Origin of the sequence: Micromonospora coriariae (genome assembly GCF_900091455.1) — a bacterium.
GTDB classification, from domain to species: domain Bacteria; phylum Actinomycetota; class Actinomycetes; order Mycobacteriales; family Micromonosporaceae; genus Micromonospora; species Micromonospora coriariae.
The window spans coordinates 6,613,034-6,628,318 of sequence record NZ_LT607412.1; the positions used below are offsets into that span (position 1 = coordinate 6,613,034).

The following is a 15,285-nucleotide window of genomic DNA, read 5'->3' on the forward strand; positions in this document are numbered from 1 at the left end:
GTCACACCCCGACCGGCACCCGCTCCTCCTCGCGTTCTGCGGCGCGGGCGGCCAGGCGGCGTTCCCGCTCCTGCGCGCCGATCAGGTCGTCGGGCAGCGAGTCCGGCACCTCCAGGTCGAAACGGCGCAGTAGCCGGATCGCGAAACCGCCCAGGCTGATCAGGACCAGCGCCGCGCCGAAGCAGACGTACGCGAAGCCGATCCCCCGGCCCGGGCCCGTGCCGATCACCGCGCCCACCGACCCGGCGAGCGCCCCGTCCGAGGCGAGCATCGGCTCGAACAGACCGGTGGCGGCCGGGGCGAGCAGCGCGAAGCCGATCGGCAGCGTCGACCAGGAAATGGTCTGGTTGAGGCTGAACACCCGGCCGTGGAAGCGCTGCGGCACCTTGACCTGGACGATTGTGGCGTAGATCGACTGCGCTGTGGTCATCGACATGGCCAGCCAGAAAGCGCCGACGCAGATCATCGCGACCGACGCGTCCAGGCCCACCAGGACGCAGCCGACGGCGGTGCCGAGGTTGCCGATCAGCACGCCGATCATGCGTCGGTGCCGGGGCCCGCCCCACAGCGACATGAGCACGCCACCGGAGACCGCGCCGAGCGCCTCGGCGAGAGCCACCTGGGCCACCTGTGTGGCGCTGCCGAAGGAGAGCACCAGCGGTGTGGTGAGCACCAGCGCGGGGGCCAGGAAGATGTTGCCGAGCGCGAAGTAGCCCAGCATCAGGCGGAAGCCGCGGTGGCGCCACGAGTAGCGCAGGCCGTTCGCGATCGCCACCAGCAGCCGCTCCCTGGGCCGCCAGCCGAGCAGGTCGGGGAAGCGGACCACCGACAGGGTCACCACCGCGACCAGGTAGCTGACGACGTCCAGCAGCAGGATGCCCTTGAGGTCGATGGCGGCCAGCAGGCCGGCGGCGAAGACCGGCATGAGCAGCATGGCGAAGCCGTTGGAGAGCTGGGTGATGCCCATGGCGTGGCCCAGGTAGCGCTTGGGCACCAGCTGCGGCACGGCCGACTGGAACGCGATCCGCTGGAACGAGCCGGCCACCTGGCTCAGCGCCACCAGGGCGTAGATGTGCCAGAGCACCAGGTTGTCGGTCCAGAGCAGTGCGGCGAGAATCAGCTGGATCGAGCCGGCGCTGCAACTGGCGATCATCATGATCTTGCGGCGGCTGACCCGGTCGGTGATCGCGCCCGCGACCGGCAGCATCAGTACACCGCAGACCAGCGCGAGGGCCCAGAGCAGGCCCAGGTTGGCCACCGATCCGGTGCGGGTGAACAGCCAGATCGGCAGGGCGAACGCGGTCAGCGCGGAGCCGGTGCTGGAGACGAGTTGCCCGGCGGTGACCGCCACGAACCGGGCCATGCTCGGCCGGACCAACGGCTGTTCCGGGCCGGTGCGGGCGTCCACGCCCGTGGTGTCGGCCACCGCCCAGCCGGCGTCCGCACCGCGTGCCCGCGGGGTCAACGCGTCGACGTCACCGGCGATGAGCGCCGGGTGGACCCGGGTGACGATCTCGGCCAGTTCCTCGGCCCGGTACTTGAGGAAGAAGTGCCCGGCCTGGTCGAGGACGACCAGGCCCAGCCGGTCGCTGAGGAACTGCCACTCGGCGTACCGCTCGGTGTGGTAGTCGGTGACCGGGTCCTCCGAGCCGACCACCGAGATGATCGGGGCGCGCAGCTTCTCCGCACGCCGGTCGAGCAGATCCGTGAAGTACTCCTCCGACGCCCGCGAGTCGGCGCGCATGTTGCTGATGATCCGGTCGGCCTGCTCCGGGTCCAGCTCGTCGGTGTCCACCCCCATCGACTTGAGCCAGCTCGCGTAGTGCTTGTTGCTGCGCAGCTTCTCCAGCCGGGTGCGCAGCGCCGCGAAGAGTCCCTTCGGGCGGGCGAACGGGAACATCGCGCCGATGTAGAGCGCGGTCAGCTCCCGTCCGGCGGCCTCCACCTTGCGGGCCACCTCGGCGACGATCGCGCTGCCGACGCCGCAGTGGCCGTACAGGGCGAGCGGGCCCTCGACGCGCTCCAGGATCTCCTCGGCGACGCGGGTGGTCAGTTCGTCGAAGGGCAGCGCGTCCTCGGTGAGCCCCACGTCGTGACCCGGGATGGCCAGCGACCAGAGTGCGTGCCCGGCCGGCAGCGCGTCCGCGAGGGGCTGGTAGACGATCGCGCTGCCGCCGCCGTACGGCACGCAGACGTAGGTGATCACCCGCTGTGCCGCCGGGATCGGCTTGGTCAACTCGTAGAGCAGCCGGCGCGGCCCGTCGCTCTCGCCGCCGCCGGACATGAACGTGGCCAGGTCGCGGATGGTCCGCTGCTGGAACAGGTCCATCACGCCGACGGGCCGTCCATCGTGCCCGGCCTTGCGGATCCGGGCCACCACCTGGGTGGCGAGCATCGAGTGGCCGCCCAGGTCGAAGAAGTCGTCGTCGATGCCGAGGGTGGGCACCCCGAGCACGTCGGACCAGATGCCGGCGAGCAGCCGCTCGGTGTCGTCGCGCGGCTCGACCAGCGCCACCGACGCGGCGCGGGTGACCACCGGGGCGGGCAGCGCCTTTCGGTCCAGCTTGCCGTTCGGGGTCAGCGGCAGGGCCTCCAGCGTGACGAACGCGGCCGGCACCATGTATTCGGGCAGGGTCTCCTTCAGCGCGGCCTTGACCGCGTCGTGCTCGGCCGCGCCGACCAGGTACCCGGTGAGCCGCTTGTCGCCGGGGGTGTCCTCGCGGACCAGCACCACCGCCTCGGTCACCCCGGGCTGGGCGCGCAGCGCGCTCTCGATCTCGCCCAGCTCGATGCGCAGCCCGCGCAGCTTGACCTGGTGGTCGATCCGCCCGAGAAACTCCAGCACCCCGCCGGGTCCGCCGTCGGGCGCGGTACGCCAGCGGGCCAGGTCGCCGGTGCGGTACAGCCGGGCGCCCGGCTCGGTGGCGAACGGGTCCGGCACGAACCGCTCGGCGGTCAGCGCGGGCCGACGGTGGTAGCCCCGGGCCAGCCCGACGCCGCCGATGTGCAGCTCACCGGCGACGCCGACCGGGCACGGGTTGCCCCGGGCGTCCAGCACGTGCAGGCGCAGGTTGCTGATCGGTGCGCCGATCGGCACGCTGGTCAGCTCGTCCAGCAGCGCCGGGTCGCACGCCCAGGCGCTGACGTCGATCGCCGCCTCGGTCGGGCCGTACAGGTTGTGCAGGCCGCAGCCGGGCAGCCGGGCGGTGAAGTCCCGGGCCGCGGTGAGCGGCAGTTCCTCGCCGCTGCAGATCACCCGACGCAGCGCGGTGACCGCCTCGACGCCGTCCTCGGCGAGGAAGACGGTGAGCATGGACGGTACGAAGTGGGCGGTGGTGACCCGCTCGGAGATCAGCAGGTCGCGCAGGTAGCCGGTGTCCTTGTGACCGCCCGGTTCGGCCAGCACCAGCCGGGCGCCCTCGCGCAGCGGCCAGAAGAACTCCCACACCGAGACGTCGAAGCTGGCCGGGGTCTTCTGCAACACCGCGTCCTCGGCGCCGAGCCGGTAGGTGCGCTGCATCCAGTCGAGGCGGTTGACGATGCCCCGGTGGGTGTTCGGCACGCCCTTGGGCCGGCCGGTGGAGCCGGAGGTGTAGATGACGTACGCCAGGTTGGCCGGGCCCGCCGTCGGCGTCGGATCGGTCGCCGGCTGGTCGGCCCAGACCGACTCGTCGTCCAGGGCGAGCACGCTCGCGTCGGTCGCCGGCAGCACGTCGCGCAGGTGCTCCTGCACCAGCACCACCGGCGCCGCGGCGTCGCTGACCATGAAGGCCAGCCGGTCCGCCGGGTATTCCGGGTCCAGCGGAAGATAGGCGCCGCCGGCCTTGAGCACGCCGAGCAGGCCGGCGACCAGCTCCACCGAGCGTTCCGCGCAGACCCCGACAAGGGTCTCCGGGCCCACCCCGGCGCCGTGCAGGCGGTGCGCCACCCGGTTCGCGGCCGCGTTCAACTCGGCGTACGTCACCGAGCGGCCGGAGAACCGCAGCGCCACCGCGTCCGGCGTACGGGCGGCCCGCTCCTCGATCGGGGCGTGCAGCGTCTGCTGGCGGGGGAAGTCACCGGCGGTGTCGTTCCACCCGGCCAACAGCTCCCGCTCGGCCGGGGCGAGCAGGTCCAGCGCGGAGACCGGCAGGTCCGGGGTGGCGACCACGGCGCGCAGCAGGGTGGTCAGCCGGTGCGCCATCCGCTCGACGGTGGCCCGGGTGAACAGGTCGGTGTTGAAGACCAGCTTGCCCCAGAGCCCGTCGCCGGTCTCCACGGCGTGCAGCTCGAAGTCGAAGCGGGTGGCGCGCAGCTCCATCGGATGCCACTCGAAGTCGACGCCGGCGTCCTCGGCGACCCCGGCGAACCGGCCCATCTCGTAGTTCTGCAACACGAACATCGCCTGGAACACCGGCGAGCGGCTGACATCGCGCGGCAGCCCGAGCTCGTGCACCACCCGGGCGAACGGCACCTCGGCGTGCTCCAACCCGTCCAGCACCGCGCGCCGGGTCCGCTCCAGCAGCTCGGTGAAGGTCGGATCGCCGGTCAGCTCGGCGCGCAGCGGCAGCATGTTGACGAACATGCCGACCACGTTCTCCAGCTCCGGCGCGGACCGCCCGGCCACCGAGGCACCCACAGCGAAGTCGTCCTGGCCGGCGTGCCGGGCCAGGAACACCTGGTACGCGGCGAGCAGGGTCATGAACAGCGTGCCGCCGTAGGAGCGGGTCAGCGCGGCCAGCCCCTCGGTGGCGGCCGCGTCCAGGGTGAACTCGACGAAGTCGCCCCGGTAGGTCTGGGTGGCCGGCCGGGGCAGGTCCAGCGGCAGCTCCAGCGGCGTGATCCCGGCCAGCCGTCCCTTCCACCAGTCCAGGTGCCGGCGGGCACTCGGCCCGGTCAGCTCCCGCCCCTCCCAGACGGCGAAGTCGCCGTACTGCACCGGCAGGGCGGGCAACTCCCCGTCGCGGTAGCGGGTGATCAGGTCGCGCAGCAGCACGTCCACCGACCAGCCGTCGCCGACGATGTGGTGCTGGCCGAGGAAGAGGACGTGCTCGGTCGGCGCCAGGCGGATCAGCAGGGCGCGCAGCAGCGGCCCGTTGGCCAGGTCGAACGGCTCGGCCGCCGCCCGGTCGACCAGCGCCCGCGCGGCGGCCTCGTCGGCGGCGTCGACCACGGTCAGCGGCACCTCGACCGCGTCGTCGAGCACCACCGTGGGCCGCCCGTCGGAGTCGGCCGGGAACCGGGTGCGCAGCGACTCGTGCCGCCGGGTCAGGTCGGCCAGCGCCCGGCGCAGCGCCGCGACGTCGAGCGGGCCACGCACCCGCAGCGGCACCGCGATGTGGTACGCCGCCTCGCCGGGGGCGAGCTGGTCCATGAACCAGACCCGCTCCTGGGCGTACGACAGTGGCACCTCGGCGTCCGGCGGGCGTGGGGTGATCCGCGCGGCGGGGGTGCCGCCCGACCGGCGGCGCAGCCGTTGGGCGATCAGCGCCTGTCGTGCGGCGTCGCGGGTCGGGTCCTTCACGTCGGTCATGTCGGGGTGTCCTTCTCCGCCGCGAGCAGCGCGGCGACCTCGGTGTCGGAGAGCTCGTCGAACTCGGCGGCGATCCGCTGCTCGATCTGGGCGGCCAGGTCGGCCACCACCGGGCTGCTGAACAGCGCCCGCATCGGCAACTCCACGTCCACCTCGGCGCGGATGCGGGCCATCGCCCGCATGCCGCGCAGCGAGTTGCCGCCGAGGGCGAAGAAGTCGTCGAGCGCGCCGACCTTCTCCAGCTGGAGGATCTCGGCGTAGATCTCGGCGACCAGCGCCTCGGCGTCGGTGCGCGGGGCGAGGAAGCCGTCGGAGGTGGCGGCGGCCGGGGCCGGCAGCGCGGCGCTGTCCAGCTTGCCGTTCGGTGTCAGCGGCAGCGCGTCCAACCGGACGAGCGCGCTCGGCACGAGGTGCGCGGGCAGCTCAAGGGCCAGGTCGGCGGCGAGCGCCGTCTCGTCGACCCGGCCGACCAGGTAGCCGACCAGCGTCGGCTCGCCGGCGTCGGCGCGGACCACGACCGCGGCCTCGTCCACGCCCGGGTGAGCGCGCAGCACCGACTCGATCTCGCCCAGCTCGATCCGCATGCCCCGGACCTTGACCTGGTTGTCCCGGCGGCCCACGTACTCCAGCGTCCCGTCGGCCCGCCAGCGGGCCAGGTCACCGGTGCTGTACATCCGCTCCCCCGCCGGCCCGTACGGGCAGGGCAGGAAGCGCTCGGCGGTGAGCGCCGGCCGGCGCAGGTAGCCCCGGGCCAGTTGCGACCCGGCGATGTACAGCTCGCCGACCACGCCCGGCGGCACCGGGGTCAGCGCGGCGTCGAGCAGGTGCACGCGGGTCGTCCAGGTGGGCTGGCCGATCGGCACCGGCCCGGCGGGCACCGGCTGCCCGGGGGCGATCCGGGCCGCGACGCAGCCGACGGTCGCCTCGGTCGGGCCGTACTCGTTGATCACGGCCACCTCGGGGTGGGCCCTCCGCCAGCCGGTCAGCTGCTCACCGGCCAACGCCTCGCCGCCGATCACCAGGTCGGTGCTGGGCGACAGCGCGTCGTCGAGCAGCGGCAGGTGGCTGGGGGTGACCTTGAGGAAGGTGGGCGGGCCGCCGGCGCGGGCCGCCGGCGTGTCGATGCCGGCCAGCCGGACCGTGCCGCCGGCGGTGAGCGGGCCGAGCAGCCCGGTCACGGTCAGGTCGAACGAGACCGGCGAGTGCAGCAGCGCGGTGCCGGCCAGCCCCGGGTAGGTGTCCCGGGCCCAGGCCAGGTAGGCGGTGACCGCGCGGTGCTCGATCAGCACTCCCTTGGGTCGGCCGGTGGAGCCGGAGGTGTAGAGCAGGTACGCGGGGTGCTCCGGGCGCAGCGGCGACAGCCGGTCGTCGTCGGTCAGGTCGGCGTCGTCCAGGTCCGCGGCGGTCGTCGGGCCGAGCACCAGCGCGTCGGTCGGGGCCAGCGCGGCCGTCCGCGGGGTGGCCAGCACCAGCGCCGGCTCGGCGTCGGCCAGCAGGTAGCCGATCCGGTTCGCCGGGTAGCCGGTGTCCACCGGCAGATACGCCGCGCCGGCCTTGAGCACCGCGAGGATGGCCACCACCAGCTCCACCGAGCGGGGCAGCAGCAGCGCCACCCGGGTCTCCGGGCCGGCACCGCGCTCGACCAGCAGCCGGGCCAGCCGGTTGGCCCGGGCGGCCAACTCGGCGTAGCTCAGCTGCATCCCGTCGCAGACCAGCGCGACCGCGGCCGGGGTGGCCGCGGCCTGCCGCTCCACCTCGGCGACCAGGGTTGCCGGGGCCACCTCACCGCCGGTGCCGGTCCAGGTGAGCAGCACGGCGCGTTCGGCGTCGTCGAGCAGGGGCAGCGCGGACAGCCGCGTCGCCGGGTCGGTGACGGCGGCGGCGAGCAGCCGCAGGTAGCGGGCGACGACCGACTCGGCGGTGGCCCGGTCGAACAGGTCGGTGCGGTAGACCAGCCGGCTGGTGCCGGCGGTGATGTCGAAGGCCAGGTCGTCCTTGGTGGTGCCCAGCGGCACCGGGTCCAGGCCGGAGTCCGGAATGAAGTTCAGCGCGGTCTGGAACACCGGCTGCACCGACGGGTCACGGTGCGGGGCGACCGCCTCGACGATCCGCTGGAACGGCGTCTGCCCGTGCTCCATAGCGTCCACCAGGCCGGCACGGATCCGGCCGAGCAGCTCGGTGACGCTCGGGTCGCCGGCCAGGTCGCACCGCAGCGCGACCGGGTTGACGAACATGCCGATCAGCGGGGTCAGCTCGGCCGTGTCCCGCCCGGCGGTGGAGACCCCGACCACCACCTCGGGATCGCCGGAGATCCGGGACAGCAACGCCGCGAAGGCGGCCAGCAGCACCATGTACGGGGTGGCCGAAGCGCCGGCGGCCAGCTGCCCGACCCGGTCCAGCAGCCCGTCGGGAAGGTCGAAACGCACCTCGTCGCCGGCGAAGCCGAGCTGGGTGGGGCGCGGCCGGTCCAACGGCAGGCCGGTCACCGCCGGCGCACCGGCCAACTGCTCGCGCCAGAAGGCGAGCTGGCGTGTCAACTCGTCGCCGGAAAGCTGGTCACGCTGCCAGACGGCGAAGTCGGCGTACTGGATGGGCAGCTCAGGCACGTCGGCGGGCGCGCCGGTCAGCGCGGCCCGGCTGAACGCGGCCAACTCGGCGTCGAAGAGCACCGCGGAGTGGCTGTCGAAGACCGCGTGGTGCACCACGAACTGCAACCCGAGCCGGTCGGCCGCGAAGCGGACCAGCCGGGCCCGCCACGGTGGCGGGGCGTCCAGCGGGATCGGGGTACGGGCGAGCTCGGTCATCGTCTCGGCGGACCGGCGCTCCTGCTCGTCGGCGGGCAGGCCGGTCAGGTCCAGCTCGGGCAGCTCCAGCGGCTCGGCGGCACGGACCACCTGCACCAGCGCGCCGTCGACCATCCGCAGGTGGGTACGGAGCGACTCGTGCCGGGCGACCACCTGGGCGAGCACGTCGACCGCCTGCGCCGCGGTGACGCCGGCCGGGAACCGCCACGGCGCAGAGACGTTGTAGACCGCTGAGCCCGGGTCGAGTTGGTTGGCGGTCCACACCCGCTCCTGCGCGAAGGAGGCCGGGAAGGTCCACTCGCGGGTCATCGCGTTCACTGGCTCGCCTCGCGTACCGAGCGGGGACGCATGTCGGTCCAGACGGTGTCGATGTGCGCCAGGCACTCCTCGCGGGTGCCGGCGAACCCGGCGTCGTGCCATCCCGCCGGGAGGTCCCGGTCGGCCGACCAGATGGAGTACTGCTCCTCGTCGTTGCGTACGACCAGGAATCGGGGTTCGGCCATCACTGCTCTCCAACGCTGTCGGGGGTGTGCGGTTCGGCCATCGCGACGGCGATTTTGCGGGGGCCGGTGAACGGCTCCCGCCCGTGCGCGGCGGTCATGTTGTCGACCACCAGCACGTCGTCGCGCTTGTAGTCGAATCGGACGCTGGCGGCCCGGTACGCGGCACGCAGGTGGTCCATGACGTCGGCGGGAATCTCGCCGCCGTCGCCGTAGTAGGTGTTGGACGGCAACCCGTCGGCGCCGAACATGGCCAGCAGCCCCTCCTGGATGTCCTTGGCCAGGCTGCTCACGTGGAAGAAGGTGGCGTGGTTGAACCAGCGGGGGGTGTCCGAGCCGGGGCGGTGGTGCACTGCGTCGCGGACCGCCCGGGTACGCAACCCGTCGCGGCCGGTCCACTCCAGACTGATCCGGTTGGCCGCCGCGTACGCCTCGACCTCGGCCCGGTCGTCGGTGCCGAACACGTGCCGCCAGCTCGCGCCGAAGTCCTCGTGGAAGTTGCGCATCAGCATCCAGCGGCGGCGGACGAACTCCTCGCGTACCGCCGGGTCGATCTCCCGGTAGACCTGACGGATGTCGGCCAGGGGTGTGGCGCCCAGCGTCTCCGGCGCGGTGATGCAGTAGAAGAACAGCGTCAACGGCCAGCGCGCCTGGTACGAGTTCTCGTTGTGCAGGAAGATCTCCTCGTCCGGCGGGTAGTCGGTCGAGGTGTACACCCGGCCCTTGATGGCGTGCCGTGGTGAGGACCGCTCGGTGTAGGTCAGCGGCTCACCGGACAGCGCCCGGACCACCTGGTCGAAGCCGTCCACCCCGCCCACGTCGAAGCCGCGGAACAGCAGACCACCCTGCTCGGCGAGGGTGGCCCGCAGCTCGGCGCGGCGCTCGGCGATCAGCTCGGTCAGTGCCCGACCGTCGGATTCGACGACCACGGGCAGCGTGGCGATCGTGTCGCTCATGGCTCTCTACTCCTGATTTCTCGTCACGCGCGGGGCAGTCGCGGAATGGCGGGGATCGGTGCCGGGCTGGCCGGCTCGTCGGTGGTCGTGCCGCGCAACTCCTCGATCCGGGCGGCCAGCCCGGCCACGGTGGGGGTCTCGAAGAGGCTGCGCATCGGCAGCTTCACCCCGGTCGCCCTGCGCATCGCCGCGATGAGCTGCACCGCGACCAGGGAGTTGCCGCCCAGGGCGAAGAAGTCGTCGTCGACGCCAACCTGGGGCACCCCGAGCGCGTCCTGCCACACCCGGGCGATGGTGGTCTCCAGCTCGGTGCCCGGTACGGCGCTGCCGTCGATGCCGGGCTGGGCCGGGTCGGCGACCGCGTCGCCGGTGAGGTTGCCGGTGGTGACCCGCCCGGCGCGGCGGCGGATTTCGTCCACCGTCCGGGTGGCGATGACCACCTGGGCGCCGAGGCCGGCGGTGAGGCTGCGGCGGAACGCCTCCGCGCCGTCCACCGGCCGGATGTCCTCGGTCGAGGTCGGCGCGGCAGAGCCACCGTCAGCGTCGGACGGTCCGGTCAGGCCGCCGGTGACCGCACCCTGGTCGACCCGGCGCAGCACGAAGTCGCTGATCGCGACCAGCTCCCGGCCGTCCGGGTCGCGCAGCGACAGATCGGCGGCGACGACCTCGTCGGTGTCACCGGCCCGGTGCCGCAGTTCGCTGGTGAACCGGGCCGGCAGCGGCCCCCGCACCACGATCCGGCCGTACGACAGCGGCAGGTAGGTGCCGCTGCCCTGGCCCCGGCCGAACGCGGTCGCCACGTCCAGCAGCGCCGGGTGTAGCCCCCAGGCGGGCAGGTCGCCGGCGGCCGCGGCGGGTGCCTCGACCACAGCCAGTTCGGAGCCGTCGGCCAGGTGATGCTCGCCCAGCGCGGCCCAGCGCGGCCCGAAGGTGAGCATGCTGGTCCGGCCCCGGCCGAAGGAGGCGTCGTCGTCCACCCGGCGGCCGGCCGGGATGGCCGGGGCAGCCGGTGGGGCCGGCTCGTCGGTCCAACCGGCCGCGCCGCGCACGTGGGTGCGCAGTCGGCCACCGGCCAGGCTGCGGACCGCGAAGTCCGTGCCGCCGTCGTCGGCCGGCGTCAGCTCCACCCGGTACTGGGCGACCGTGCCGTCGGGCACAGCGAATGGTTCCAGGAACACCACGTCGCGCAGCTCCACGGCCGCGCCCGGGCCGGGGGCGGGCAGCGCGGCGGTCACCGCGGCGCGCACCGACTCCAGGTGGGCGGTGCCCGGCACCACCGGCACCCCGCCGATCCGGTGCTCGTCCAGCAGCCAGTGGGTGCTGGCGGAGACCAGACCGTGCAGCACGGTCTCCGCCGGCCCGGTGACCTTCGTGGTGAGCACCGGGTGCTCGACGGTGCTGGTCACCGTGTCCCGCCCGGCCGCCCGGAACCCGGCCGGCACGGCGGTCTCCACCGCCATGCCCACCTCGGCCCAGCCACCCCAGTTCTGCGACAGCACCGGGGCCCGCCAGCCCGCGCCGGAGCGGGCGTGCGCGTCCAGGAAGGCGTTCGCGGCGCAGTAGTCGACCTGCCCGAAGCCGCCGACCACCGCGGTGATGGACGAGCAGAGCACCACGAAGTCCAGCGGCAGGTCGCCGAAGACCTGGGCGAGGGCGAGGGTGCCGGCGAGCTTCGGGGCGAGCACACGTACCGCCTCGGCCCGCTCCTTGACCTCGGCCATCCCACCGCCGGGCAGGCCGGCCGCGTGGACGATGCCGTCGATGCCGCCGTACGCGGCCGTCGCGGCGTCGCGGACCCGGCGCAGGTCGGCCGGGTCGGTGACGTCGGCGGCGAGCACCAGCACCTCGGCGCCGGCGGCCTCCATCCGGCGGATCGCCGCGATGGCCCGGCCGGCCCGGTCATCGCCGTGCACGGCGAGGTGGTCGTCCCACCGCTCGCGCTCGGGCAGCCCGGAGCGGGCCAGCAGCACCAGCTTCGCGCGGGCCCGGGTGGCGAAGTCCTCGGCCAGGGTGATGCCGATGCCGCCGAGGCCACCGGTGATCACGTACCGGCCGCCGTCGCGCAGTGCGCCCGGCTCCCCCTCGGCGTCGATCGTCACCTGCTCGACATCGGCCACCCAGCGGCGGCCGCCCCGCAGAGCCACCTCGGGCTCCCGGGGACGGCGCAGCTCGGCGACCAGCGGGCCGGCGTCGTCGTCGCTCGGGTCCGCGTCGATCAGCCGGACCGTCAGCCCGGGCAGCTCGGCGGGCAGCACCCGGGCCAACCCCGCGAGGGTGGCGTGCTCCGGGCGGCGCAGGTCGTCGCCGCGCACGTCGCCGGTGCCGGCGGTGAGCAGGTCCAGGGTGAGGCCGTGCTCCTCGCCGGTCAGGCCGGCGCCGGCGAGCGCCTGCACCAGGTGCAGGGCGCTGAAGAAACCCAGGTCCTGGGCGGCCCAGGTGGCCGCGATGTCGGTGCCGGTGGGCGGGCCGTCCAGGGTGAACGCGTGTACCAGCCGGGTCGGCGGTGCGGCGTCGGCGGTGAGCGCGGCGACCAGCGCGTCGTGGTCGGCGCGTGCACCGGGGCGCAGCCGGTAACCGCCGTCGGTGGCGGCGAAGGCGTCGCCGGGGCGTACCGGCACCGGGTCGGCACCGGCGGCCCGCAGGCCGGCGACCAGCGCGTCACCGCGCGGACCCGCGGTGAGGACCAGGCAGCGGCCCAACGACCCGGACGGTGGCAGCGGCGCGGCCTGCCGCCAGACCGGCACCGCGAACCACTCGGCCAGCGGTCGCGGCCCGGTCTCCACCGGCACGGCGGCGAGGGGCTGCTGCGGGTCCGGCTCGATCCAGTAGCGGCGGCGCTCGAACGGGTACGTGGGCAGCGGCACCCGGCGGGCCGTGGGGTCGGCGTCGACGCGCACCGGCAGCCCGGCGCACCACAGCGCGCCGGCGGTGGCCAGCAGGGCGGCCAAATCACCTGTGCTCTCCCCGGCGGCGGGCAGGCTGGTCAACGGGGTCAGCGCGCGCTGCTCCGGCGCGGCCTTGGCGACCTGCATCCGGGCCAGGCTGGCCAACTGCCGGCCGGGACCGCACTCGACCAGCTGCCAGGTGCCGGCGGCCAGCAGGGTGGCCACGCAGTCGCCGAAGCGGACCGGCTGACGCAGGTGCGTCGCCCAGTACGCCGGGTCGGTGGCCTGCTCGGCGGTGATCCAGGTGCCGGTGACGTTGGACAGGAACGGCACCGCCGGCGGGCGCAGCGGCACCGTGCCCATCAACGCGGTGAACTCGGCGAGGATCGGCTCCATCATCGGCGAGTGGAACGCGTGCGACGTGCGCAGCGCCTTCGACTTGCCCTTCAGCATCGCGGCGAACGCCTCCACGGCGTCGGTCCCGCCGGCCACCACACAGGTGCCCGGGCCGTTGACCGTGGCCACGGAGAGCCCGTCGGGCAGCAGGTCGGCGACGACCGACTCGTCCAGCGCGACGGCGAGCATCGAGCCGGCGGGCAACGACTGCATCAGCCGGCCCCGGGCGGCGACCACCCGCAGCGCGTCCGGCAGGCTCAGCACTCCGGCCACGGTGGCCGCGACGTACTCGCCGATGGAGTGTCCGATCATCGCGGCGGGCCGGACTCCGGCGGCCTGCCAGAGCGCGGCCAGGGCGTACTCGACGGTGAACAGCGCCGGCTGGGTGTAGCGGGTCTCGGTGAGCTTCTCCCCCGCCGCCGGGTCCCGGCCGAGGATCAGGTCGCGCAGGTCCAGGCCCAGGGCGGGGCGGAGCAGTTCGGCGCACTCGTCGACGACCGCGGCGAAGCGGGGCTGCTCGGCGTAGAGCTGCGCGCCCATTCCCGCGTACTGGGCGCCCTGCCCGGAGAACAGGAACCCCACTGTCGGGGCTGGACGGTCGGTCAATGGTCGCGGTGCGGGCTGCGCGCGCTTGGGGTTGCGCAGGGCCGTGACGGCGCTCGGCAGGTCGGTGGCGACCACGGCGCGGCGGTGCGGGTGGGGGCGGCGGCCGACTCGCAGGGTGTGCGCGACGTCGGCGAGGTACGCGGGCCCGGCGTCGGCGGCGCCGTCCAGGTGCGCGGCGAGGCGCTGCACCGCCGCGTCCAGGGCGCTCGGGGTGGCCGCGCTGACCTGGAGCAGGTGCGCCGGGGGTACCCGACGGTCCGTGCGGTACGCCGCCGGCGCCTCCTCCAGCACCACGTGGGCGTTGGTGCCGCCGATGCCGAACGAGCTGACGCCGGCCCGCCGGGGCCCGCCGTCGGTGTCCCACTTGGTGAGGGTGTTCGCCACGTAGAACGGGGTGTCGGCGAACTCGACGGCTGGATTCGGCGTCTCGAAGTTGATCGTCGGCGGGATCAGTCCGTGCTCCATTGCGAGCACCGTCTTGATCACGCTGACGATGCCGGAGGGTTGGCTGAGGTGGCCGATGTTCGACTTCACCGAGCCGATGCCGCACCAGCCCCGCTCGTCGGTGTCACGGGCGTACACGGCGGAGAGCGCCGCCACCTCGATCGGGTCACCCATCGCGGTGCCGGTGCCGTGCGCCTCGACGTAGCTGATGGTGCGCGGGTCGACGTCGGCCATCGCCACGGCCTGGGCGATGGCCGCCGCCTGCCCGTCGATGCTGGGTGCGGTGAAGCCGACCTTGCCGGCGCCGTCGTTGTTGATCGCGTTGCCGAGCACGACCGCGCGGATCGCGTCCCCGTCGGCGATCGCGTCGGAGAGCCGCTTGAGCAGGGTCACCCCGACGCCGCTGCCCCACACCGTGCCGTTGGCGGCGGCGTCGAACGGGCGGCAGCGGCCATCGGGTGAGGTGAAGCCGTCCATGCCGAGGTAGCCGACGTGCGGCAGCTCGATGTTCACACCACCGGCGAGCGCCATGTCGCACTCGCCGTTGCGCAGCGCCTCGCAGGCCAGGTGGAAGGCGACAAGCGACGTGGAGCAGGCGGTGTGCACGGTCAGGCTCGGCCCGCGCAGATCCAGCCGGTACGACACGTTTGTGGCCACATAGTTCGGCGAGTTGCCGGTGGCGATGGAGACCGCGCCGTGCGGGTTGCCGCCGACCCGCCGGTTACGCAGCACGTTCCGGTTCAGGTACGTGTTGCCGCCGGTGCCGGCGTACACGCCGATCGCGCCGTCGTAGCGGGTCGGGTCGTAGCCGGCGTCCTCCAGCGCCGTGTGGCAGGACTCCAGGAACAGGCGGTGCTGCGGGTCGGTCAGCTCCGCCTCCCGGCCGGTCATCCCGAACAGCGTGGCGTCGAACTCGTCGTAGCCGTCGACCAGTGGGGCCCGACTGACCCAGCCCGGGTCGTCGACCTCCTCGATCTTCGCGCCCCGGGCCAGCTGCTCCTCCCGGGTCAGGTCGGTGACCGACTCCACCCCGTCGACGAGGTTGCGCCAGAACTCGTGCACGTCGGCCGCACCGGGCAGGCGCGCGGCCAGGCCGACGATCGCGATCGGTTCGATGCCGTCGTCGGGCAGGTCGGTGACGTCGTCGGGCAGGTCGGCTGCGGTCGGGTTGCTCATCAGGCT

At 73.9% G+C, this 15,285-nt stretch carries 5 protein-coding genes; all 5 read right to left on the minus strand.

Annotation, left to right across the window (positions count from 1 at the left end):
- Position 1 precedes the first annotated feature (1 nt).
- Genes GA0070607_RS30895 through GA0070607_RS30915 form a run of 5 tightly spaced genes read right to left on the minus strand, consistent with a single transcriptional unit; the run spans position 2 to position 15,279 of the window.
- Entirely contained in the window at positions 2 to 5,512 is a 5,511-nt protein-coding gene (locus GA0070607_RS30895; protein WP_089021351.1) for a non-ribosomal peptide synthetase/MFS transporter, read from the minus strand.
- The gene (locus tag GA0070607_RS30900) at positions 5,509 to 8,625 is read right to left on the minus strand and encodes a non-ribosomal peptide synthetase (RefSeq protein WP_089022217.1); all 3,117 of its coding nucleotides are present in this window, start codon (positions 8,623 to 8,625) and stop codon (positions 5,509 to 5,511) included. Before GA0070607_RS30900 ends, GA0070607_RS30895 begins: the two co-directional genes overlap by 4 nt.
- A gap of 5 nt (positions 8,626 to 8,630) precedes the next feature.
- Positions 8,631 to 8,819 (minus strand): MbtH family protein, encoded by a 189-nt coding sequence (locus GA0070607_RS30905; protein ID WP_089021352.1) that lies wholly within the window; start codon positions 8,817 to 8,819, stop codon positions 8,631 to 8,633.
- On the minus strand, positions 8,819 to 9,772 hold the full coding sequence (locus GA0070607_RS30910; protein WP_089021353.1) for a TauD/TfdA family dioxygenase: 954 nt from the start codon (positions 9,770 to 9,772) through the stop codon (positions 8,819 to 8,821). The genes GA0070607_RS30905 and GA0070607_RS30910 overlap by 1 nt, the downstream gene beginning before the upstream one ends.
- 23 nt (positions 9,773 to 9,795) lie before the next feature.
- A complete protein-coding gene (locus tag GA0070607_RS30915) occupies positions 9,796 to 15,279 on the minus strand; it encodes a type I polyketide synthase (protein ID WP_089021354.1) in 5,484 nt (1,827 codons plus the stop codon).
- Positions 15,280 to 15,285: the final 6 nt, after the last annotated feature.